This window comes from Deltaproteobacteria bacterium, assembly GCA_016874775.1.
Taxonomy (GTDB): Bacteria; Desulfobacterota; Binatia; order Bin18; family Bin18; genus VGTJ01.
Genome location: VGTJ01000068.1, coordinates 1 through 22,069, shown reverse-complemented (window position 1 = coordinate 22,069; position 22,069 = coordinate 1). Strand labels below are relative to the sequence as shown.

The 22,069-nt window shown below is 52.2% G+C and carries 20 protein-coding genes and 2 tRNA genes; 10 read left to right on the top strand and 12 right to left on the bottom strand.

The genetic code is table 11. The features are described 5' to 3' along the window. Both FJ147_13155 and FJ147_13150 read right to left on the bottom strand, forming a co-directional pair. A complete protein-coding gene (locus tag FJ147_13155; GenBank protein MBM4256829.1) occupies positions 1 to 444 on the bottom strand; it encodes a (deoxy)nucleoside triphosphate pyrophosphohydrolase in 444 nt (147 codons plus the stop codon). 98 nt (positions 445 to 542) lie between these two features. Further along, positions 543 to 1,376 carry a tetratricopeptide repeat protein gene (locus tag FJ147_13150; GenBank protein MBM4256828.1) on the bottom strand — a complete coding sequence of 278 codons (834 nt, stop codon included), beginning with the start codon at positions 1,374 to 1,376 and terminating at the stop codon, positions 543 to 545. 138 nt (positions 1,377 to 1,514) lie between these two features. Between FJ147_13150 and FJ147_13145 the strand changes: the two genes are divergently transcribed. After that, the gene (locus FJ147_13145; GenBank protein ID MBM4256827.1) at positions 1,515 to 2,537 is read left to right on the top strand and encodes a phosphoesterase; all 1,023 of its coding nucleotides are present in this window, start codon (positions 1,515 to 1,517) and stop codon (positions 2,535 to 2,537) included. A gap of 111 nt (positions 2,538 to 2,648) precedes the next feature. Next, complete coding sequence (locus tag FJ147_13140; protein MBM4256826.1) at positions 2,649 to 3,926, top strand: alpha/beta hydrolase; 1,278 nt, start codon at positions 2,649 to 2,651, stop codon at positions 3,924 to 3,926. Positions 3,927 to 3,972: 46 nt separating this feature from the next. On the opposite strand, the gene FJ147_13135 is transcribed toward FJ147_13140, so the two are convergent. Next, positions 3,973 to 5,181, bottom strand: coding sequence for an acyl-CoA dehydrogenase (locus tag FJ147_13135; protein MBM4256825.1), 1,209 nt, complete (start codon positions 5,179 to 5,181; stop codon positions 3,973 to 3,975). 234 nt (positions 5,182 to 5,415) lie between these two features. On the opposite strand from FJ147_13135, the gene FJ147_13130 reads away from it, so the two are divergent. Further along, entirely contained in the window at positions 5,416 to 5,628 is a 213-nt protein-coding gene (locus FJ147_13130) for a hypothetical protein (GenBank protein ID MBM4256824.1), read from the top strand. 299 nt (positions 5,629 to 5,927) lie between these two features. On the opposite strand, the gene FJ147_13125 is transcribed toward FJ147_13130, so the two are convergent. Continuing rightward, a complete protein-coding gene (locus FJ147_13125; protein ID MBM4256823.1) occupies positions 5,928 to 6,107 on the bottom strand; it encodes a hypothetical protein in 180 nt (59 codons plus the stop codon). 211 nt (positions 6,108 to 6,318) lie between these two features. On the opposite strand from FJ147_13125, the gene FJ147_13120 reads away from it, so the two are divergent. From FJ147_13120 to clpP, 6 genes are all read left to right on the top strand, one after another. Next, positions 6,319 to 7,278 (top strand): cyclase family protein, encoded by a 960-nt coding sequence (locus FJ147_13120; GenBank protein ID MBM4256822.1) that lies wholly within the window; start codon positions 6,319 to 6,321, stop codon positions 7,276 to 7,278. A gap of 21 nt (positions 7,279 to 7,299) precedes the next feature. Next, on the top strand, positions 7,300 to 8,505 hold the full coding sequence (locus FJ147_13115) for a CoA transferase (GenBank protein MBM4256821.1): 1,206 nt from the start codon (positions 7,300 to 7,302) through the stop codon (positions 8,503 to 8,505). Positions 8,506 to 8,613: 108 nt separating this feature from the next. After that, positions 8,614 to 9,828 (top strand): CoA transferase, encoded by a 1,215-nt coding sequence (locus tag FJ147_13110; protein MBM4256820.1) that lies wholly within the window; start codon positions 8,614 to 8,616, stop codon positions 9,826 to 9,828. 94 nt (positions 9,829 to 9,922) lie between these two features. Continuing rightward, positions 9,923 to 10,711, top strand: coding sequence for a hypothetical protein (locus FJ147_13105; protein ID MBM4256819.1), 789 nt, complete (start codon positions 9,923 to 9,925; stop codon positions 10,709 to 10,711). A 20-nt stretch (positions 10,712 to 10,731) separates the two neighbouring features. After that, entirely contained in the window at positions 10,732 to 12,000 is a 1,269-nt protein-coding gene (locus tag FJ147_13100; GenBank protein MBM4256818.1) for a hypothetical protein, read from the top strand. Positions 12,001 to 12,223: 223 nt separating this feature from the next. Next, on the top strand, positions 12,224 to 12,832 hold the full coding sequence (clpP, locus tag FJ147_13095; protein ID MBM4256817.1) for an ATP-dependent Clp endopeptidase proteolytic subunit ClpP: 609 nt from the start codon (positions 12,224 to 12,226) through the stop codon (positions 12,830 to 12,832). 64 nt (positions 12,833 to 12,896) lie between these two features. Here clpP and FJ147_13090 read toward each other — a convergent pair whose 3' ends face one another. Further along, positions 12,897 to 14,126, bottom strand: coding sequence for a hypothetical protein (locus tag FJ147_13090; protein ID MBM4256816.1), 1,230 nt, complete (start codon positions 14,124 to 14,126; stop codon positions 12,897 to 12,899). A 103-nt stretch (positions 14,127 to 14,229) separates the two neighbouring features. Next, positions 14,230 to 14,436 (bottom strand): hypothetical protein, encoded by a 207-nt coding sequence (locus FJ147_13085; protein MBM4256815.1) that lies wholly within the window; start codon positions 14,434 to 14,436, stop codon positions 14,230 to 14,232. A 507-nt stretch (positions 14,437 to 14,943) separates the two neighbouring features. Here FJ147_13085 and FJ147_13080 point away from each other — a divergent pair. Next, positions 14,944 to 15,597: a hypothetical protein gene (locus FJ147_13080; protein MBM4256814.1), complete on the top strand. Its 654-nt coding sequence runs from the start codon at positions 14,944 to 14,946 to the stop codon at positions 15,595 to 15,597. Positions 15,598 to 15,632: 35 nt separating this feature from the next. On the opposite strand, the gene FJ147_13075 is transcribed toward FJ147_13080, so the two are convergent. From FJ147_13075 to FJ147_13050, 6 genes are all read right to left on the bottom strand, one after another. After that, positions 15,633 to 15,708: transfer RNA gene (locus tag FJ147_13075), tRNA-Phe, on the bottom strand. Between the two features lie 78 nt (positions 15,709 to 15,786). Then, positions 15,787 to 16,749, bottom strand: coding sequence for a glutathione synthase (gshB, locus tag FJ147_13070; GenBank protein MBM4256813.1), 963 nt, complete (start codon positions 16,747 to 16,749; stop codon positions 15,787 to 15,789). 81 nt (positions 16,750 to 16,830) lie between these two features. After that, positions 16,831 to 17,598 (bottom strand): 16S rRNA (uracil(1498)-N(3))-methyltransferase, encoded by a 768-nt coding sequence (locus FJ147_13065; GenBank protein ID MBM4256812.1) that lies wholly within the window; start codon positions 17,596 to 17,598, stop codon positions 16,831 to 16,833. A 101-nt stretch (positions 17,599 to 17,699) separates the two neighbouring features. Next, positions 17,700 to 18,647, bottom strand: coding sequence for a 50S ribosomal protein L11 methyltransferase (locus FJ147_13060; GenBank protein ID MBM4256811.1), 948 nt, complete (start codon positions 18,645 to 18,647; stop codon positions 17,700 to 17,702). A 64-nt stretch (positions 18,648 to 18,711) separates the two neighbouring features. Next, positions 18,712 to 21,351 (bottom strand): insulinase family protein, encoded by a 2,640-nt coding sequence (locus tag FJ147_13055; GenBank protein MBM4256810.1) that lies wholly within the window; start codon positions 21,349 to 21,351, stop codon positions 18,712 to 18,714. A gap of 124 nt (positions 21,352 to 21,475) precedes the next feature. Continuing rightward, positions 21,476 to 21,559: transfer RNA gene (locus FJ147_13050), tRNA-Leu, on the bottom strand. Between the last annotated feature and the right edge of the window lie 510 nt (positions 21,560 to 22,069).

Genomic DNA, 22,069 nt, shown 5'->3' with positions numbered 1-22,069 from the left:
CTACCGGGGGTTGGGGGTTCGGGGTTGGGGATTGGTAAAAAGCAAAGGCCAACGACCCTGTACGATATCGGTAACAAAGTTTCGATCTCCCTCTAGAAAATCGTAAGAGAGCAAAGTTTCGGGCTTGACCCAAATGAGTTCTTGAAATTGTGTATTCACGATGCCCCCTGTATATGTTGGCACATGGAAGAACGTCAGCGCAACAGTTCTGCCATTCGGGTAGCGAAAGATCGTACGTCCTAATAACTCACCAACTGTCGCGTCGATTTGCAACTCCTCACGTAACTCGCGTTGCAAGCAGGTTGCATCGTCTTCGTCGTCTTGCGCTTTTCCACCCGGAAATTCCCACTTTGAGGCATGCAAATCTGTCGTGCGTCGTTGGCAGATCAGCAACTGCGCACCCTGGGTGATAATGCCGACGGAGACGCGAATGATGGTGGGCATAAGAAAATTCTAAGCGTGGTACGTGTTGCGTGTTACGTGAGAAGAGGTTAGGACTTAGCTTTTCCTTCTCACGCATCACGTTTCACGTTCTACAAACTCTAGTTCAGCTGCGCTGTCATACGACGGATCATGGTCCGCACGGCTTCGGCATCATCGGCATTCGGCGCGAGCTGGAGATAGCGTTGGAAGTCTTGTAATGCGGCTTGCAGATGGCCGAGGCGATGATGCACACTACCACGGTCACGTATTTCCATCGCCATATCCGGAGCAATCAACAGTATGCGATCGATCACACTGAGTCCCCGCTGAAAATCATTCTTCTGCAAGTAGACGCCCTTCAAATTGCGCAGCATGCGAATCAGAATTTCCTTCTTAGTGGCGGCACTGAGTAACTGCGGAATCATGGCAATGTACGGATTGTTCTCACCGTACATCGCCTGCAACTTCTGGGTCAGTTGTTGCTGGTCTAATTCAATCCCACCAAGGAAAGGGTCCAGCACCTTTTCGCTCTGTGGTCCGACATGTTTGACCAAGAAGTGCCCTGGGAACCCGACCCCTACCAGTGAAAGCCCGAGTCGCCGGGCCACCTCCATGTAAATCACTGAGAGTGTGATGGGGATACCAGTTTTACGGTCGAGCACCTCGTTGAGAAAGCTATTCTCGGGGTCGTAGTAAGCGCTGGTGTTCCCGCGCAGCCCTTCTTCTCGATACAACTGGATGTTGAGGTTGAGGAGAATGTCATCCACCGTCGGTGCCTCTGGTAGGCGGCTACGTACCGCTGCTGCCAGATCATCGAGTCGACGCAGGTAGGCGTCGATGTCGAGGGTCGGTTGCTCCTCTTTCGCAATTAGGAGGGCCGCCTCGGCAAGGTCAAGTTCTTCTTCGGGGCTGTTGACAATTCGTGCAAATCGTTCCCGCACTTCTGCCGCCATGCTTATCCCTCATATTTCTAGTTTGTGCTGATCGTGGTACACTTTCCCATAGTGCGGGGAAAGCCCTTTTCTCGCAAGGGCATAAGCGAACGAAAGACAGTGAGTGTGGTTTTCTCGTAGACGCTGACGTACAGATATATGGTTGTTCCACCAAAGAGTGCGTTGCACCGATTGCTGCGGGCTGCTGAAGAACCGGGTCCGCTTGTCATTCTTCCTCACGATAACCCAGATCCTGACGCTTTGGCGAGTGCCGCGGCGTTACGCTTTCTCATTAATCAAGCGCAAGAAGATAAAGAAGTCGTTATTGCGCTTGGTGGTATTGTTGGGCGGGCAGAGAACCGGGCGATGCTGCGGTATCTGAATATCGATCTCGTGCCGATCGGTGAAATCGACTTTCGCCGACCCGGCCAGATTGCGTTGGTGGATACGCAACCTGGCCGCAGAAATAACTCGTTGCCAGCTCATGTCTCGCCGACGATTGTCATTGATCATCATCCTGCATACGGAACCTACGAGGGCGTGGCCTTTCTCGACCTGCGTGATGAGTATGGGGCGACCTCAACCATTCTGACTGAGTATTTGGAAGAGACGCATGTTGACGTCGAAAGCAAAATTGCCACGGCGCTCTTTTATGGCATCAATGCTGAGACCCAGGATCTTGGGCGTGAAGCGACTCCCAAGGATGTTGCCGCCTGTCAGTTCCTGTATCCGTATACCAATAAACGTCGGTTAGCGAAGATTGAGAATGCCCGTGTACCGCGGGAGTATTTCAAAGTCTTTCGTGATGCGATCGAAGGGGCGGTTCTGTATGACAAGGTCGTCATCTCGGTCTTGCACGAAGTCCAATACCCCGACATGGTTGCGGAAGTTGCCGACTTTCTCTTGCGCCTCGATGAAGCAGAATGGGCGATGGCGATTGGTTTTTATAGTAACAGTCTGTTTGTGTCTTTGCGGACGACTGCCCGAGACGTGAATGCCGGAGAAATCTTGCAAAAAGTGCTTGGTAGTACTTCTGCTGGCGGCCATGACATGATTGCTGGTGGTCGTATCACTGTCGCGACCAAAGGCGTGGGGGTAGAAAAAGCGGCAGTCAAAATTAAAGATCGCTTGCTGAAGGTACTTGGCGTCGCGACGGCTGCGGCATACGACTTGGTGCAATGAAAACAGAAAAACCATAATGCGTCAAAAGTGAATGGGGAAGGGGCGGTTCTTCTTTACGTTTTACGTTTTACAGCATAGACTTCCGTCCTATTGCAAAAAGGAGGAATGATTATGCCGCTCCCTCGCATTCCGCGTTATTCCGCATCAGGAATGAGCCTTATTTCGTATGACAAACTCCCTTCAGGTGTTACGTACGAAGTCCTGCCACTTATGGCTGAAGACCGTGGTGAGTCCAAGGGTATTCTCTATACCAAAGGCGGAGAAAAGACCGTCGTCTGTTTGATGCATCCACGAGCGGATATGACTCGGCACTATGCTATTCCCTATTTGCTAGAGGCTGGCTACGCAGCCTGGGGACAGGAAGGGCGCTGGCCGAGCAACGACATCGCCTGCATTCATGAAATGCTCATCCCCGATATTGCTGCTGGCCTCAAGATGCTCAAAGAGCGCGGGTTTGAGAAAATCGTGTTCATCGGCAACAGCGGTGGAGGGTCGCTGTATTCGTTCTATCAATCACAAGCAGTCACCAATCCTCCAGGACGTTTGACTAACACACCTGCCGGTGATCCATACGATTTGAATCGTTTTCAATTGCCACCAGGTGATGGGTTGGTCATTCTCGCGGCACATTTGGGGGAAGGAAAATTCTTGCAGAAGGCGCTTGATCCATCGGTAACCAATGAGGATGATCCGCTTTCCTGTGATCCTCACCTTGATATGTACAATCCTGCAAATGGATTCCGTGAGCCACCCGAGTCCAGCAAGTACAGTCAGGAGTTTATTCAACAGTATCGAGCTGGGCAAACTGCCCGTGTTGCCCGGATCGATGCCATCGCCAAGCGATTCATTGAAGAGCAGCGTTACTTTCAGGAACTGGCACGGCAGCCGGAGTTCGACAAGTTGCCAGCCGAGCGACGGGCATTCGTTGGTCGCCGAGCGATGGTTGGTCGTTACATGGAGATTCATCGTACTGAAGCCAATTTGACCTATGCCGACCAATCGCTATGTCTATCTTCGCGGGATTACGGATCGCTGTGGTCACCGCGCCCTGATCTGTTCAATTATCATGAGGCTGGGTTTGGCAAATATCAGACCCCACGTGCATGGCTCAGTACGTGGTCGGGTTTATCGTCGCGGGCTGCGGTATTGGACTGCGTTCCCAAGATCACCGTTCCAACACTGGTAGTGAATTATACTGGCGACCATGCAATTTACCCGGAGGATTCTGAGTCGATTTATCAGCAATCGCCAGCGTCAGACAAACAGTTTGCCCAGGTGGATGCCGATCACTTCGGCTATCCTTTGCCGTCAACGCCAAACTCCGGCGGGCGTGATGGGTCGATGAAAGTGATAGTGCAGTGGCTGAAAGATCGGTTTCCGGGAAGGTAGTGCCGCATAAGGGAGGGCGGCTCGACCGCCGCCCAACTGAAGGAGCTTATTGGTACTTCTTCAATTCCAAGCGGGCAATCTGATTACGATGTACTTCGTCTGGTCCGTCAGCGAATCGCAACGTGCGGGCTTGGGCATAGGCGAGGGCGAGACCAAAGTCTTGGCTGACACCACCACCACCATGGACCTGCATAGCCCAGTCAATCACTTGCAGTGCCATGTTAGGTGCGGCGACTTTGATCATGGCGATTTCTTTGCGCGCGACTTTGTTGCCTGCGGTATCCATCATATGAGCAGCTTTGAACACTAAGAGCCGGGCTTGGTCGATCAGAATGCGTGCCTCTGCGATGCGTTCTTGCGTCACTGTTTGTTCAGAAACCGGCTTGCCAAAAGCGACGCGTGAGATTGCGCGTTTGCACATCTTTTCCAGTGCTCGTTCCGCTTGCCCAATCAGACGCATGCAATGATGGATGCGACCGGGGCCCAGACGACCTTGAGCGATCTCGAATCCGCGCCCTTCACCGAGAATGATGTTCGAGGCTGGGACCCGGACATCCTTGAACTCGACTTCCGCATGTCCGTGCGGTGCATCGTCATAACCAAAGACGTGCAGCATGCGGACAACTCTGATGCCTGGTGTGTCACGGGGAATGAGAATCTGTGACTGTTGTTTGTAACGATCCGGATTGTTGGGATCAGTCTTGCCCATGAAGATGATGATCTTACAGCGCGGGTCGCCCATGCCAGAGGACCACCATTTGCGGCCATTGATGGCATAAAAGTCACCTTCGCGTTTGATGCTGGATTCAATGTTGGTTGCGTCAGAAGACGCAACGGCTGGCTCAGTCATGGCAAAACATGAGCGAATTTTGCCGTCGAGTAACGGTTCGAGCCACTGCTTTTTATGCTCTTCCTTTCCGTAGCGTTCGAGTACTTCCATGTTGCCAGTGTCTGGAGCGGAGCAGTTGAAGACTTCCGGGGCCCAGTGGATGCGACCCATGATTTCGCAGAGCGGTGCATATTCGAGATTAGTCAGACCAGCGCCGAGACGACTTTCAGGAAGAAAAAGATTCCAGAGCCCAGCAGCCTTTGCCTTCGCTTTCAACTCTTCCATGATCGACGGAATTTGCCAGCGGTCGCCTTGCGTATCCACCTGATTGTAATAGGTGTCTTCATTGGGATACACATGCTCGTCCATGAACTGCTGCACCCGCTTTTGCAGGTCTTTCACTTTTGGTGAATAATCAAAATCCATTCGCCGCTCCTTCTAGGAGTCCAGTGTCCAGAGTCTAAGGTCTAGAGTCAAAAAACAGAAGAATTCCCCTTCAGTAGGCTCGAAGACTTCAGTCACCAGACTGGTTAATTTGTGCCTGCGTACCTTAGGAAATCTCGCCCAGCAAGTCAAACAAGAACCGGCAGCAACGAAGCAGGCTATTAGTGAAAAACGGATAATATGCTCTCCAAAATTCACGCTATTATAGGAGAGTATATGGGCAAAATTCACCGCTTCTTATTCTATTCCTTGAAATCTGCAATCGACGCAGGGGGAAAGGTTGTTGTCTTGTACGGCCCGCGTCAGGTCGGAAAGACTACCCTTGTTCAGGATATTCTTACCTCCCTCGTCTATAAAACGTTGTCAGTGAACGCTGATGAGGAGCGCTTTGCCGATGTCCTCTCCAGAGCCAAAGGCTTTTTTGACTGAATATGACAATGCCGAGTGGCAGATCGTGAACGAGGAGAACTGGTTGGAGTTCGTGTTGTAAAAAGGGCAGAGTTTCAGAGAATACCTCCGCTTCATAATCGTTCAGCAAACTGTGCCGCAGGAAGAATATCGATTCCATCTTCTGTCCGCCGCGCGCGCGGTTCCAGACTCACCACAATCCGCCGCTTCACGCGAGGATACTCTCGTTTCACTTCTCTCAGTCCTTGTAGATGATGAGCCGCGATCTTCGCGCTTCCCCAATAATCACCAACTGTCTAGGCAAGAAGGTACACAACTCTTCACGCAGCAAAAAATGGTTGTTGCGTATAGCGTAGATATTCGTCGGTTTTCAGGAGATCAACCCGAAACGCGTTAGGATAAGTTTCTTTCAGCAGCGAACTTTTGCCCGTCTGGCGTGGCCCCCAGAGGAAGAAGCTTTGCTCCAGTGCCTTCGGCAACGGCAATAAACACTTAATCATGGACTTTAATTTATCATGATAAATTAAAGTAGAAAATTACGCAGTGAGCGAAAATAGTCTCTGCTGAGTCCAGTTTCCCGTTGGCGAGATTGCCTTGCCACGGCTCTCGAATCCGCAATTGCAATACGCAATTGCCATTGGCTCCTCCGCCTTGACCCCCTCTAGCTTTCGGCTTATCGTGCCCGCGAAAATATCGCTGGAGGCAAAACGCATGGCCGCAAAATCGTTTACGGAGTTATTAAAAGATAGTCCGAAAAACTGGGGGCGTTGGGGGGCTGATGATGAAGTCGGTGCCCTCAATTTTCTCACCAGTGAAGAAGTGCTGCGTGGAGTGAAGGCTGTCAAACAAGGACGAGTTTTTATGCTTGGTGTTCCAGTGGCGCGACCTGGAGGCGATCCGATTTACCCCGGTCGTGGGCAGACGACACGCACGATGGCGATGGATAAAGGTCACTATGAGAATGGTCATGCGCATGCGTTTCCTGGTGGTATGGAATATGCCGATGATGTGATCTTCATGTATCTGCAAGGCACCACGCAGTACGATGCGTTGGGACACGTTTGGTACGATAACACGCTCTACAACGGCTATGATGCCAAGACGACGATCGGCGGTCTGAAGCGATGTAGTGTCGAGAAGATTGCTAATCGTGGTATTGTCGGGCGCGGCATCCTGCTTGATGTTGCACGGTACAAAGGCGTCAAACATCTCCAAGCCAATGAAGCGATCACTCTTGATGACCTGTTGAAAACTGCCGAGATGCAGAAGTCACCAATTGAGAAGCACGATATTCTGCTGATCCACACTGGCTGGCTGAAACGATTCTACGACGAAGGTTCGGATGCGTTTTTTCCGAATAAGGCGATGAGTGAGCCAGGTCTCGCGTACAGTCCAGAATTGATCAAATGGTTTCACGAAATGGAAATTCCGTCGTTCGGCACCGATACCGTGGCTTCGGAACAGACAATGCATCCAGAAACCGGAACGTTCATTCCCTTGCATGCGGCCCTCCTCCGCAACCTTGGCGTTGTGTTCAATGAAATCGATTGGCTCTATGACCTGGCTGAGGATTGCGCGAAAGATAGCCAATATGCGTTCATGTTTGTCGGTGCACCGCTCAAAGTAGTTGGTGGCGCAGGCTCACCTGTCAATCCAACGGTAATCAAGTAACTGTTTGTTGTGGAGTACCTTATGGCAGAACAACTGCTCACCGGATTGAAGGTTGTCGAATGCGGTAACATGGTGTCGGCTGCGTATCTTGGCAAGCTCTTTGCCGATCTCGGAGCTGAGGTCATTAAAGTTGAAGAGCCCAGTGGAGATCTGGCGCGAAAACGCGGACCCTTCCCTGGTGATACGCCCCATGCAGAAAAAAGTGGCCTGTTCCTCTACCTCAATGCCAACAAACAGGGGGTGACGCTGAACCTGCGTACGCCGCGTGGCCACGCCCTGGTACAGAGTCTCTGTGCGCAAGCGGATCTGCTGATCCACAATTATCGGCCAGCGGAGATGAAAGACGTCGGGCTGGATTTCGACAAGCTGCATTATGCCAATCCCGGCCTCATCATGACGACGATCTCGTACTTTGGCATGACAGGGCCATACAAAGACTTCAATGCCTATGAAATTACCGGCACCAATGCCGGTGGTTGGGCGTTTATCAGCCCAGGCGCGTCGGATTATCCCGAGTTGCCGCCACTCAAAGCGTTTGGTCACCAAGCGGATTTTCAGGGCGGGGTGCATGCGGCGGTTGCAACTCTGGGTGCCTATTATCACAAGCTGCTGACTGGCCAGGGGCAGCACGTCGATGTATCAATCCAGGAATGCATTGCGGCAATCCTGGAGATGAATTTCATGCACTGGACATACGGCAACAAAGAGACTTCGCGGTTAGGGCGCCGCTCGATTTATCCCTGGTGTATGCTCGACTGCAAGGACGGCAAAGTCTTTGTTGTCAACGTCGAAGAAGATCAGTGGCAACGGCTGGTTGAACTGATGGATAACCCCGAGTGGGCGACACTTGACATCTTCAAGGATCGAGTGACGCGCGGGCAAAATTACGATGCGCTGTATCCATTCTTACAGGAGTGGGCAGCGAATTGGACGGTGAATGATCTGTATCGCGCAGGACAAGAGCGTCGTATCTGCTTTGCGCCGGTGAATCAGATGGCAGACCTGCTTGCTTCGGAGCATCTCAAAGCGCGTGAATTCTTTGTGCAGATCACTCACCAAGTTGCGGGCACCCTGACCTATCCAGGTGCGCCATTCAAACCGTCTGAAGGTGGCTATGCGATCCATCGTCCAGCACCAATACTCGGACAGCACAACAACGAGGTGTATACGAAGATCGGACTGTCACAGAGTGAGATAGAGGAGTTGAAGAAGCAGAACATCATATAATTACTGAAAAACTAAAAATGAAGAATTAAAAATTGCTGAAATTCGGTTCTTCTACGCCTTTTTCTTTCACTCTTAATTTTACCTTCTTAATTTTTAATTGAGGTTGTTATGCGTCGACCATTAGAAGGAATTCGCGTTACTGATTTTACTTGGGCTTGGGCGGGGCCGTATTGTACGCTGCAACTGGCGCATCTGGGGGCTGAGGTGATTCGTATCGAAAGCCAGAAACGCCCATGTGTCAGTCGGCTCATTCCATCTTTTGCTGATGATACGCCGGGACCGAACCGGGCAGGGTATTTCAATCAGTACAGTCAAGGAAAGAAGAGCTTGCAGCTTGATCTTGCTAAGCCTGAGGCGATCGAGATTGCCAAAAGTTTGGTCAAGAAAAGCGATATTGTCGTGCAGAACTTCTCAGCCGGGGCGATCGATCGTATGGGCCTTGGCTATGCGACGCTGAAGCAGCTCAAGCCTGGCATCATTATGATCTCCATTTGTGGCTATGGGCAGACTGGACCAGAGCGGCAGTATATGGGGTACGGACCAGCCTCGGTGCCGCTGTCAGGGATTGCGTCGCTAACCGGGTATCGCGATCTTGGGCCGGCTGAAGTTGGTATTTCTTATGGCGACCCGAATGCGGGCATCTTTGGTTCTTTTGCTGCGCTGGCCGCGCTAGCGTATCGTCAGCGTACTGGCAAAGGCGTGCATGTCGATCTGGCGCTGTGGGAAGCGCTCCTCGTATTGCAACCGGAAGGGTTGATGGATTACTCGATGAACAAGAGCCAACCCGAACGGGATGGGAATCGCGACCGTTGGATGGCCCCGCACGGGTGTTTCAAAGCCAAGGGCGATGATGACAAATGGGTCACCATAACCTGTGGTACTGAAGCCGAGTGGCAAGCCCTCTGTCGAGCGATGGGCAAGCCGGAGTTAGCGACTGACAAGCGCTTTGCTGATGTGACTGCACGGAAAGCCAACGAGGATGCACTTGAGGAAACGATCTCAGCCTGGACCAAGGAGCGTGATCGTTGGGAAATTACTGACGCGCTCCAGAAGGTTGGCGTCGCTGCGTTCCCCTCCATGAGCAACAAAGACTTAGCGACCAATGCTCACTTGCAGGCACGGGGGTATCTCGTGCAGAAAGAACATCCAGAAGTGGGGAAACGCATTCATGCTGGAATTCCCTGGCAGATGTCAGAAACTCCTTGTGAAGTGCAAGCGGCGGCACCGCTACGGGGGCAACACACTGATTATGTGCTGCGCGATATCCTTGGTATGTCAGCGGCACAGGTTACCAAATTGCGAGAAGGGCAAGTCCTCTACTAGGACAATTAATAATGAAGAATGTAAAATGAAAAATTGAAAAGAAAAGTTCCTTACCATTCTTCATTTTCCATTTTACAATGGACCGGAGGTCCTTATGGATGTCAAAGCCATTGCCGAAATGATCGAAAACTACATTCGTCCGGCAACGTTTCCGGTCGGCATCAAGATGCTCAAGCCAGGTGAGGCATTGCCGCCGAAAACCCGCACTCCTGGTGATATGGGTTCGCAATTCGCGACCTGTCAGACCATCAACGTCGTGCGTCGCTATGGGTGGTCAATTGGCCTATCTGCCGACCATCACTCTTGCCCACTTGGCTTGGTGGCATTGGGGTTCAAGCCCAATGTGGAGTATCTTCGCGAAGGCCATGCCTGCGAAGGCATGTATACAGAAACTTTGGAAGCTGGAGCGAGGACCGAAGCTGCGGTACCGAAGTTTGAACTCGGTAAGTACGCTTCATTGTTCGTGTCACCGCTTAAGAGCCATCCCTTTGATCCACCTGATGTGATCGCGGTGTTTGGTAACTCCGCGCAGGTGATGCGGCTAGTGCAAGCAGCTTTGTATAAAAGGGGAGGGTATCTCAACTCTTCCTTCAGTGGACGACTCGATTGCGCTGACATTGTCGTCAAGACCATGCAGACCGATGATTGCCAGGTGATCCTCCCGTGCACGGGCGATCGCATGTTCGGTCAGACCCAAGATGAGGAGATGGCCTTTTCCATGCCTGCGTCAAAAGTGGAAGAAGTGATGGCTGGACTCGAAAGCACTCATAAAGGCGGTATTCGCTATCCAGTCACGACCTTCATGAACTACACGGCAAAGTTTCCCGCGAAGTATGAGGCGGTATGGGATATTTGGGGAGATAAGAAACCCGGTTCAAAATAATGAACAATGTAGAATGTCGAATGGAAAATGAAGAAAGGAAAAAATGGGTAGCACGCCGGTCTCGCTTTTTTCTGTTTCTTGCCTTCCTCTCGCTTCATTCTTCACATTTCCTTTTCAGCCCACGTCACCTGTGGGCTGATTCTCCCACCTGGTCCGCAACTGTTTCCAACCGTGCTGTGGCCAACTATCCTGATCTGATTGAAAGTGTCTGGACACTCTTGCGACCTCCACTGGGCCAACACGATACCATTGCCGTTCGGAGAATTACCCGGACAGACGCGGGTAACGATCTCCCTCGACCCGTGCTCTTCTTTCTTCCTTCAGCACATATGCATGGAGAGATCGTCGTTGCTGATGAACGCTACGATTTGCGACTCTATCTCGCGAATCGTGGGGTCGAGACGTGGACGCTCGACTATCGCACTCACACGGTCACGCGAGATTACTTGCGTGATAATCGTTTCATGCAGGGCTGGACCGTTGAGACATTCGTCGAAGATGCAGCTATAGCTGCCGATTTCATTCGAGCGACAAGTAACCAGCAGTTTCTTTTCCTTGGTGGTTTTGGTCGTGGCGCCACCTTCGCAGGACTGACCGCGGCACGGTTTGGCCGTGACAACATTCTTGGCCTGGTGCTGTTGGATGGGTACGTACTCGACCCTCCTGATGAAGAATCGTTGTATCGTGAGCGTCCTGAAACTCCGAACTGGTTTGCTGATGACTTGGAGCGACGCTATTTGCCCTACGCTCGCTGGCTCAAGCAGTTGCAAGATACCATTGCTGAGCCGAATGGGCCGGATTTCCTCCCGGTGCATGTCTTCAATAATCGAACAGAAGCACTGGCTCACTTCCTGTATGTGAGCCCCATGTTTGGTCAGCAAGGCGGGTTGTCCAACGCTAAAGACGGATATGCTGATCCGTTGATTCTCGCGCGTATTTTCTTGCAAGAAGATCGTTACTGGCCACGCGTGCAAAATCATGGCGGGTTTGATTTCAAGCGCCATCTGGCCGGGGTGCAGTTTGATTATCAGAGTGGGTTTGCAGCGCTCAGCGTCCCGATCTTTGCTCGAGCGTCAGGAAATCTGGACAAAGCTGAGATTCCCTGGGCTGCTCGTATTGAGTACACCGCTCGTGCTACTGCCAGTAAAGATATCCAATTCCAGGTGCTAGAGAATTGGGGACATCTTGACGTACTGTTCGGAACAAAATCGACAATAGAGGTGTTTCAGCCGCTGCTGGAGTGGATCAAAGGACACTCTGCCAAAGCGGGCCGAGAAGCACAGTCCTGAGTTCATGGTGAAGAGTATCTGAGATTGCTTTTCCATTACGTGAAGATCTTACTGTCTTTATCATTCTGGAGGCGCATAGCGACGAAGAATCTTGCTGATGTAAATAGGATAAGAGAGATTCTTCACTTCGCTCCGCTCCGTTCAGAATGACAGGGCGTGGTATTTTGCTGAATACGGTTGCGAGGGAAAAATAGACGCGTTACGATGCCTCAATAGGGCACTTATGAACTTTGTACCAACTATTGTTGAACAGACTGGCCGCGGCGAGCGTGCCTACGATCTTTTCTCGCGCTTGCTGAAAGATCGCATTATCTTTTTGGGCTCGCAGGTGAATGACACCACAGCGAGTCTCATTACAGCTCAGCTGCTCTTTCTCGAAGCAGAAGATCCTGACAAAGACATTTTCCTCTACATCAATTCTCCAGGCGGTTCTGTCACTGCCGGGTTGGCGATCTACGATACTATGCAATACATTCGCTCGCCGGTGTCGACACTCTGTGTCGGGCAAGCCGCGAGTATGGGCGCTTTGCTTCTCGCCGCGGGAGAGAAAGGGAAACGCTATGCTCTGCCGCATTCGCGGATCATGATTCATCAACCCTGGGGTGGGATCGAAGGGCAAGCGAGTGACATTAACATTCATGCTCGCGAGATCTTACGTGTCCGCGAAGAACTGAACCAAATTCTGAGCTTTCATACTGGACGTGGGCTCGATCACATTGCGCGCGATACTGAGCGCGATAATTTTCTTACCAGCCAGCAAGCCAAAGAGTACGGTCTGATCGACGACGTCATCGAGCGTCGCAGCGCCAAGCCGACAGAAGACGCAAAGTAAACCGACTACGTCAGTGAAAGAGTACAGATGACTGATTGAGCGGCAGGTGAAAACCTGCCGCTTTTTATTGGCGCAGGTCCATAGTGATCGGAACGGTCAAGTGTGCAACCAGCGCTTTGGTGGTACAGTCGTACCAATCCCATGCGAGCGTTTGAGTGCCGCCGTCCTGCGGTGGCAAAGGGAAAAACAAAAATCCACTCCGCTCTTCCTGAGTTGCGAGAGGTCGACTGGCGAACGCAACAGAAAAGATTTCTCGCAATAACGGCCCCTTTGTTTCCTCACGCCGTTGTTCGGGTGTTGCTTCTACAGGAGGAAGACGCCGCGAATAGGGAAACCGTCCGAACGGAGGCCACGGACTATAGAATGGGCTGGGGTATGGCCCATAGAATGGCGAGGGAAAGCCACCGCCCCAGAAAGGATCGGGGCCGAACCCACCGCCGAAGCCGGGACCATAGCCACTACCGAAGCCTGGGCTGAACCCACCACCAAAACCAGGACCAAAGATATTCCCAAACCCGCTACCAAAGCCTGGGCCATAGCCACCGCCGAAGCCTGGACTCACCCCACTACCGAAGCCTGGACTAAAAGGGTTTCCGAATCCGCTACCGAAGTTGGGGCCATAACCACTGCCAAAGCCTGGACTCACCCCACTACCGAAGCCTGGACTAAAAGCGTTACCAAATCCGCTGTTAACGCCAGAGCCGAATCCGCTTCCCGCGCCGCTGCCAATACCGCCCCCAAAGCCGGAACCGGACCCCGTACCAAAACCAGAACTAAAGCCACCGCTGAAACCACCTGGACTCCAAACCGGTATTGGCGTGAAACCGAATTCCTCCGTGTTGAGCAGTGCCTGAGAGAGGCCTGCCCTGAAGGCAGGTGCGGCAGTGAAGGAAACCTGCGATGAGCGAACGAGTGTGTCCTGTGAATGCAGAAAGGCCAGCGGACCAATCAAGCGGCTGACCACACTTTCGGGAAAAACAGCCGACGTCGATGCCCCGGTAGCGTCATTGAGTGAGGCAGTGGCTACGCCACCGCAAAGAGGCTGTGTCCCAGTGTTCAGCACGGTAACGGCAATGGGCAAAAAGAGCTCCGTAATCTGAACACTTTGTCCGTTCCGGCGATTCTTTCCTACTGTGAGTGAGATCGTTTCGCTACGGACCTGGACCGGATTGTCCAAGGTCAGCGGAACAATAGGAGTGTTCGTGGTCGTGGTGCAGCCACTTCCTAGAAGAAAGAGGGTGAGCAACGTGCTCCATATAACTGCTGATTGCCGTTGACCGTGTAGTTGGAACATGGCGACGCTCCTTACGCTGGCCGATAGCCAGCGCAAAAGATCATAAGCCATGTTTTGGCGCTATACCATAGGAACCCCTCAGTAACGGCGAATACGCCGACTCTTACATCTTCAAAAAGCGTAATGCATTTCCGCTATAAATCTTCTCTTTCTCACTTTTAGAGAGGGGAAGACTCTCAAGAAACGTATTGGTACGGTTCATGAACTCACTTCCCAACATGACATAGTCTGACCCATACACCAAGTGATCAATACCGACTAACGCCTGGGCGCAATCGAAAGCTGGTTTGTGCCATCCTAAGGATAGAATTGCTTGAGTTTACGAAAGAAGGCTTCAGGAAACGCATGCGCATGAAAATCGATTTTCATAGACGAGCCCCTCCTGCGCGGATCAATAGACCGAGCAACATGTTGCTGTCAAGGTGAAATAAGGGTCAAGAGGAAGAGCGCAGAATAAATCAAAAGTGGGCAGGAGCGGAATTGAACCGTCGACACGAGGATTTTCAGTTCTCTGTTGTACCGATTGAGTCTCCTGCTGAAAGCAACACGTGATAACAGGGAATTCAGGAGTGGCGCAACGAAGACCCTTGCGTTATTGTGATGTCCTTAAGAGATCAGAAAACGAGCAGGTGAGAAGATGAAAAAAACAACCCCCAGCGGGCATAAATCAAAGAAGGTCCCGCGAGTAAAAGCGACACGTATCGTGAAGTTTGGAGTGGTAGCCAGTCCAATTCGAGAACAGATCATCAGAGCCGTCGAGAAAGTTGCAAAGGAGCGAGATGCGGCCCGCAGTAAGTAAGCGAACGATGGTCGGCTTATGTTGATTTCTGATCCCTATGACGATTGTGTCTTTATTAATTGTCCTTTTGATGAAGAGTATAAGCCTCTCTTTGAGGCGACCATCTTCTGTGTTCAGGACGCCGGCTTTGTCTCGCACTGCGCACTAGAATTCAGCGATAGTTCACAAAATCGACTCAGCAAGATTCTCGACCTGATAGCGGCTTGCAAGTACGGTATTCACGACATCTCTCGGGTTTCTCTCGACATTGGAACGTCTCTCCCTCGTTTCAATATGCCACTGGAACTCGGAGTCTTTCTGGGCTGCAAAGCCTTCGGCAATCGACTGCAGCGCACCAAATGTTGCCTTGTGCTCGACAGCGAACCTTACCGTTACCGTGGCTCGATTTCTGACATTGCTGGTCAAGATATTGAAGTGCATCGGAATGAGGTGAACGAGTTGATTCGCCGGATTCGTGGGTGGCTCACGACGGCGTCGAAACGTACCACCATTCCTGGTGGAGAGACCATTGCAAAACGGTTCGATCAGTTTTGCAGTGAACTCCCAGCTATATGTAATGCATTACACAAGCGAGTCGAAGAGCTAACCTTTCTGGAATATAAAGACCTCGTAGCTGCGTGGTTGCGACAGAACTCATTGCAGCGTTTGCCCTCGGCAACTCGCCGTCGCTAACGATTTCTCTCAACGGTACATATCTGTGCTGTGAAAGGTGGGCAGGGGCGGAATTGAACCGTCGACACGAGGATTTTCAGTCCTCTGCTCTACCGACTGAGCTACCTGCCCATTGTGGGGAAGCACCGGGATGGAGCTGCATGCTCCTTTTGTATGACGCGAGTTTTGTACTGGAAGCCTCCTAACGAGTCAAGCCCGACGATGTTGTCGCTCCTCAACCTGCCGCTCGACGAACTCGATGACTTGGGTTTCAAGCTTGACGCCATTTAACGTGTTGATTTCTTGCACACCGGTCGGGCTGGTCACATTCACTTCGGTCAGATACTCGCCAATGATGTCGAGTCCAACGAAGTAGAGTCCTTCTTTGCGTAAACGGGGACCGACTTCACGGCAGATCTCACGATCACGCGCTGTGATCTCTGCCTTTACGCACGTCCCGCCCACGTGGATGTTGCCACGATGTTCGTCGGCGCGAGGGACCCGCAGCGTACACCCGAGTGGTGCACCATTGAGCATGATGAGACGTTTGTCGCCTTGACGAACTTCGGGAATATATTGCTGTGCGATAATCGGCTCGCGACCTTCATGGGTCATGGTCTCTATGAGTGAGTTCATGTTGCGGTCATCACGATGGCCATAGAAGATGCCAAAGCCACCGTGTCCATCGACCGGCTTAATGATCATTTCCCCACCGAGTTCTTCCATGAAGGATTTAATGCGTTGCGCATCTTGTGACACCAGGGTGGGTGGGATGACGCTGGGGAAATTCAAGGCAAAGAGCTTTTCGTTGGCGGCACGCAAGCCCGCTGGGTTATTCATGACGAATGCACCATCGAGCTGTGCAAGGTCGAGCACTTGTGTGGCATGTAAGTAGGGCACGTCAAACGGTGGGTCTTTGCGCATGAACACCGCATCGAATTTGCCGAGCGGTTCAGTTGCTTCGTCATGAAACGTAAAGTGATTCCCCAGTTCACGTCGCAGTTCAATCCGTCGTACTCGCCCCATCGCGCGGGAGCGATGGACAAAGAGATCACGCATTTCCAGATACCATACTTCATGTCCCCGCGCTTGAGACTCCAGCATAAACACAAAGGTTGTGTCTTTGTCGATCAACACATTTTGAATCGGGTCCATGATAAAAGCGAAACGCATGGTGGTTACTCCGGCTGCAGAAATTCACTGTGGTTGTTACGCAAAGTCACGCATTACGCAACACGCATTACGTGTCACGTTTTACGTTTTATGTACCTGAGACGGCAAGGGGGGAACCGGATCGGTATCCCACAAGAAGCGGCACAGTGAAACCGCGACGATGCTAGCAGTTTCTGCGCGGAGAATTGATGACCCCAGACTGATGATGTGACTCCCGTGTTGCTGCGCCAGGTTGACTTCTTCTGTGGAAAACCCACCCTCTGACCCAATAATGATGTACAGGGAAGAGAGCGTCGGATATTCGCTCGCAAACGTTTTGAGTGTCGTTTGCTGAGTCTGTTCGTAGAACATAATGGTTGCGTCCGTTGATGGTATGTCATCCCATAGCTGGTTAAATGTCCGCGGGGGAAGAATCTGTGGTACCGTGCTGCTTGACTGTTTCGCGGCACTGTGGGTGATACGTTGCCAACGCGACAGGCGATCGTGTTGGCGGTCTCCTGGCAGTTGAGATACGGTAAAAGTGGAAGTGAACGGGATAATACGATCAACGCCGAGTTCGGTGACCTTTTCTATGACGAGGTCCACCTTCTGTCCCTTTAGCAGCCCGATGGCCAGGGTGAGATGGAAGCGTGGCGAAGGAAGACTGGATCTGTGATGAAAAGTTACTTCGGCAGCAGATGACATGAGTGACGTAATCGTTCCAGTGTATTCTCGACCGCGATCATCCTGGATTGCTACTCGGTCCCCCTCATGCAGACGAAGAACATGGCGAAGGTGGTGAAACTCGTCTCCGTCGATAACAGCGTGAGACCCTCGAATCTGAGTGTGAGGAACGAAGAAGCGGCGCATGGGAAGGCTGTGATGAAGCAAAGATTAAAAATGAAAAATTACGACAAAAACAAAGAATGATAAGTGTTACGTGTTACGTGTTGCGTGAAAAGAAAGACCATTTAGGTGCGCTGGATTACCAGTGTCACCCATTCTTCTTTTGGGTACCGTGTAATGAGTTGCCACAGGGGGGCAGTGTAGGCTGCAAGGACATCGGCTTCTTGGTCTAACTGAATACCAGAGAGAATTGCATACCCGCGGGAGGGAGCGGCGGTTGAGAGTATCGGCGCGAGAGCGATCAGCGTTGACGAAAATAAGTTGGCGACAAGCAGCGGGAAGGGGACAGGGAGTGCTGCGACTTCGACATCACTGAGGTGAAGATGATGGCGAACGTGATTGGTCGTGGCGTTCTTCTGCGCCTCTTCGAGTGCGATCGGATCATTATCTGTTGCCCACACGTTTGGTGTCCCCAGCTTGGCCAAAGCAATCGCCAAAATACCGGAACCTGTACCGAGGTCGAATGCGCGTGCGGGTGGTCCATCCCGGAGGCAGATACTTTCGATCGCTTCCAAGCATCCTTGCGTCGTTGCGTGATGTCCCGTACCAAACGCCAGACTAGGATCGATGATGAGAGGAATACGTTCAGGCCAAGCTGCGGAAGATTCCCAGGGTGGCAACACCAGAAAACGCTGCCCGACGAGGAGTGGCGGAAAATGACCGCGCCACTGACCTGCCCACGCGTCGCTGGTAATCTCTGAAATTTGTGGTTTCACCTCGTTGAGATCGGAGAATTCGCGTCTCAATTGTTGGAGGTGTTGAGCAACCGCACGTTGTAATTCTTCTGTTGGTCGTGTCAGGGGAAAGAACCCTTGGACTGTGGTGAACGGAGAGGCTGGCTGCGTGAGGTCGCGTTCACTCTCGATAACCCCTTCAGAGCCGAGTTCGATTAAAAAACTTGCCACCGTTTCCGCTGCTTCGTGCGGCACCGCGATGGACAAGCACCACCAGGATTGGGTGTTGGGTGTTGGGTGTTGGGTGTTAGCCGCTAGCAGACCTGCTCGCTTATCCATAGATGCAACAAGAGTCTCGCTATTTTCTTCCCCGGCCCCTAACCCGTAACCCTTAGCCCCTACCTCATTTTCCCACAACCACGAGCGTTTCCAGCTTGGGATCCAGATATGTTCGAGCGACACGTCGCAAGTCTTCCGCGGTGACTTGGTTCAACGCAGCAAGATAGCGTTGGCCATTATCGTACCCTAAGCCATAGAGTTCGTTAAAGGCCATTTCCTCAGATTGGGCGCCATTCGACTGCAGGGAAATTTCATAACTTCCTGTGATGTACTTTTTTGCCTGCTCAATCTCATGCTCTTCCACTAATTGGTTGCGTACGAGGTCGAGTTCGTGGCGAGCTGCGGTAATGGCTTCGTCGACCTTGCTTGGGTCTGTTCCGAGATAGACGCCGAAGACCCCAGGGGCTACGCCTTCCATGCTGAAAGCAGAGACGGAATAGGCCAGGGCGCGTTGTTCGCGGACTTCGTAAAACAACCGTCCACCTTGGCGGGAGAGGACCGCATCCAGAATTTTCAAGGCATAACGGTCGGCATGTGAGAGCGAGACCCCATGATAGCCAAGCACGATATGCGCTTGCTGCTTGTCGACTTCCCTGCGTTGTCGACGTTCACTCGTCGGACGAGGTTCGTGTGGAGGGAGCGCCAGCGTATGGTGCGGACGTGGCAGTACCTCGAGGGCTCCTCGGAGTTGGGCGACAATTTGTGACGTGTCGACATCGCCAACAATACTGACCACCAGATTGGTGGAGTTCAGTGTCGTGCGGTAATAGTCAGTGAGCATCTCACGCGTAAGCCGGCGGATGCTGTCTTCATGGCCCAAGATCGGAAAACGGTAGGGATGGGTAGTGAAAATCGTCGAATAAAAGAGATCGAAAGCGATTTGCGAGAGTTCGTCTTCCCGATTCTTCAGCGCGAGTAATGTTTCGCGTCGCCGTTTTTCGACTTCCTCTTCCGGGAAGATTGGATGCAAAAGGGTTTCGAGAAAGAGATCGAGTGCGTGATCAACGCGCGATGTTGTGAGAAACGAGCCTGACAACCCCAGGCTGTTGCGGCCAGAGAAACCGCGCAGACTGCCGGCGACGGATTCGACTGCTTCGGCTAACGCCAGACGAGAAAACCGTTCACTCCCGCGTGTCAATAAACCCGCGAGAAAGTTGTTGATCCCCGTATTCTGCTCATGCTCGAACAACAACCCACCGAGCACCACGGCCTGAATCGACATCACCGGTACTTCATGGTGTTCTTTGATCAGGAGGCGAATGCCGTTACTGAGCGTTGTGACGGATACTTGGGCATCGTGGCGTTTTGCTGGAACCGCGAGTGCAGTTACAGGCTGCTGCTCAGGATGGTCGAGTCTCTGGCAAAGCGAACGAATCTGGTCTGCAGTTGGCAGGGCGGCATCAGTAGTGGCACCCAGAAATACTGCGGACAGCGTTTCCGGGCGTATATACCGTTGGGCGACTTCCAGGAGATCTTGGCGCGTGACGCTGGCGAGCCCGTCAAGATAGCGACGATCAAAATCTGGATCATCAAAGAGCGTGAGAAAATATCCCAGTTGCCGAGCCTGCCCCTGGACAGTCTCGCGTCGATAGACGAAATCGCTCTCTAAGTTTGTGCGGGCGCGGGCCAGTTCGACGGCGGACACCAATTCATATTTCGCACGAAAGAGAGCCGTAAAAATCTCTTCTAAGGCGGTAGGAATCTTCTCACGTTCGAGAGCTGCCGTGACGATAAACAAGCCTGGATCTTGTGGAGTGTAGGCGTGGGCGACAATCCAGTTCACCAGTTCCTTATCTGCTTGGAGATCTTGTACGAGGCGTGAGCTTTCTCCCCCGCCGAGGATATAGCTCAGTAAGTCGAGGGCATAGACATCTTTGTGTTCAGCCGGAGGGATGGGAAAACTGAGATACAAATAGAACTCCTCGACGTTCATGTCGAGCACTGACAGGCGTAGTTCTGTTTGTGGCGGTTCCGGAGTCCGCGGGCGGATCGGCAACGTAGTAGCGTGCTGAGTGGTGAAATGGCGGATGACTTCCTGACGTGCAGTTTCAAGATCCACATCGCCGACGATGACTAACGTCATATTATTGGGGTGATACCAGCGATGATAAAAATTCACGACCCGATCGCGGTTCAACGCTTCTACGGTCTCACGAAAGCCAATAACCGGGCGGCCATAGGGATGTGTGGCATAGGCGATGCGGAATAGCTCAGTTGCGGCTCGCGAGGTTGGCGAATCTTCTCCGCGTTTCCATTCCTCCATGACGACTTGTAATTCTTTGCTCAGCTCATGTGGATCAAAAGTCGTGTTTTGCAGTGCATCGGCAAGAATATCGAGGCCCGTGGCAAAATAACGTGACGCCAGAACGAGGTGATAGACGGTGTGATCTGCGGTCGTAAAAGCATTGATGTTGCCACCTGAAGATTCGACTTCGGCAGCGATTGCGCCAACCGGGCGGCGTGCGGTGCCTTTGAAAATCATATGCTCGTGGACATGGGCAGCTCCGGCGACGTCCGGCGTCTCATCGGCGCTGCCGGCTTTGACCCACATCTGGATCGCGACCACCGGAGCAAAGTGGTCTTCTTGGATGACCACGCGGAGTCCGTTTTCTAAAGTGAAAAGGAGGCGATCTGTGGCTGAGGGTGAAGAGACGACACCATTAGCACCATTAGGTTGATCATTCATAGCTATTCTGTGTTTCATAACCCTTCTGGAGAGTCAATTCTCGGCTCCTGCATGCGCGTGGTGTGGGGTGCTCGAAACAACGCAAGACTGGCGGGGCTCAGGAAATGAAAAAGGGCAGGAAATATCTTCCTGCCCTGAAACATGCGAGGAGGGGGACTTGAACCCCCACGAGTGTTACCCCACTAGCCCCTCAAACTAGCGCGTCTGCCAGTTCCGCCATCCTCGCAAATCTACAGCGGTCAAAAAAACCGCACGGACGGACCACCAATGCGGATGGAAAACATAGCGTGGGAGCAACGTATGGTCTAGGGGGGAAACCGAGGTTGCCTAGCCACATCCGCTGAAGGTGAACAGCGGACAATTGGACGATTGTGCAAAGATTTCTCTTGATACAGATCCAATCGCTAGCTTCATTCCGTATGCTCAAGACAAATGAGCTACAGGGGATGATCGGCAGAAAATGGGGAAAATAGTTGCCTTGCCCTCGAAGAAGATGATAAGCCTCCCTTCTGTGAAGGAACGTGAGACATTCCCACAGAAGGGCGAGCAGGTGATAGATTGGGCCAAGCTGTTTAGTCGGATAGTCGGTGGAGACCATCAGGCTCTGGCTGAGCTTTAGGCACTTAGAAAAAACAAATTGAACAAGCAGCTTGAGGCGGCTACCCTGCTGGCATGACACGAGCGGAGCAAGTGGAATTCATTCGACACAAATATACGGCTTTGGCGCCCTTGCTGA

Coding starts and splice junctions, on each gene's coding strand:
- FJ147_13130 (MBM4256824.1), top strand. CDS start 5,416: ATGGGCAAAATTCACCGCTTCTTATTCTATTCCTTGAAATCTGCAATC.
- FJ147_13155 (MBM4256829.1), bottom strand. CDS start 444: ATGCCCACCATCATTCGCGTCTCCGTCGGCATTATCACCCAGGGTGCG.
- FJ147_13060 (MBM4256811.1), bottom strand. CDS start 18,647: ATGGATAAGCGAGCAGGTCTGCTAGCGGCTAACACCCAACACCCAACA.
- FJ147_13120 (MBM4256822.1), top strand. CDS start 6,319: ATGGCCGCAAAATCGTTTACGGAGTTATTAAAAGATAGTCCGAAAAAC.
- FJ147_13135 (MBM4256825.1), bottom strand. CDS start 5,181: ATGGATTTTGATTATTCACCAAAAGTGAAAGACCTGCAAAAGCGGGTG.
- FJ147_13065 (MBM4256812.1), bottom strand. CDS start 17,598: ATGCGCCGCTTCTTCGTTCCTCACACTCAGATTCGAGGGTCTCACGCT.
- gshB (MBM4256813.1), bottom strand. CDS start 16,749: ATGCGTTTCGCTTTTATCATGGACCCGATTCAAAATGTGTTGATCGAC.
- FJ147_13055 (MBM4256810.1), bottom strand. CDS start 21,351: ATGAAACACAGAATAGCTATGAATGATCAACCTAATGGTGCTAATGGT.
- FJ147_13140 (MBM4256826.1), top strand. CDS start 2,649: ATGCCGCTCCCTCGCATTCCGCGTTATTCCGCATCAGGAATGAGCCTT.
- FJ147_13115 (MBM4256821.1), top strand. CDS start 7,300: ATGGCAGAACAACTGCTCACCGGATTGAAGGTTGTCGAATGCGGTAAC.
- FJ147_13080 (MBM4256814.1), top strand. CDS start 14,944: ATGTTGATTTCTGATCCCTATGACGATTGTGTCTTTATTAATTGTCCT.
- FJ147_13100 (MBM4256818.1), top strand. CDS start 10,732: ATGGAAAATGAAGAAAGGAAAAAATGGGTAGCACGCCGGTCTCGCTTT.
- FJ147_13145 (MBM4256827.1), top strand. CDS start 1,515: ATGGTTGTTCCACCAAAGAGTGCGTTGCACCGATTGCTGCGGGCTGCT.
- clpP (MBM4256817.1), top strand. CDS start 12,224: ATGAACTTTGTACCAACTATTGTTGAACAGACTGGCCGCGGCGAGCGT.
- FJ147_13110 (MBM4256820.1), top strand. CDS start 8,614: ATGCGTCGACCATTAGAAGGAATTCGCGTTACTGATTTTACTTGGGCT.
- FJ147_13090 (MBM4256816.1), bottom strand. CDS start 14,126: ATGTTCCAACTACACGGTCAACGGCAATCAGCAGTTATATGGAGCACG.
- FJ147_13150 (MBM4256828.1), bottom strand. CDS start 1,376: ATGGCGGCAGAAGTGCGGGAACGATTTGCACGAATTGTCAACAGCCCC.
- FJ147_13125 (MBM4256823.1), bottom strand. CDS start 6,107: ATGATTAAGTGTTTATTGCCGTTGCCGAAGGCACTGGAGCAAAGCTTC.
- FJ147_13105 (MBM4256819.1), top strand. CDS start 9,923: ATGGATGTCAAAGCCATTGCCGAAATGATCGAAAACTACATTCGTCCG.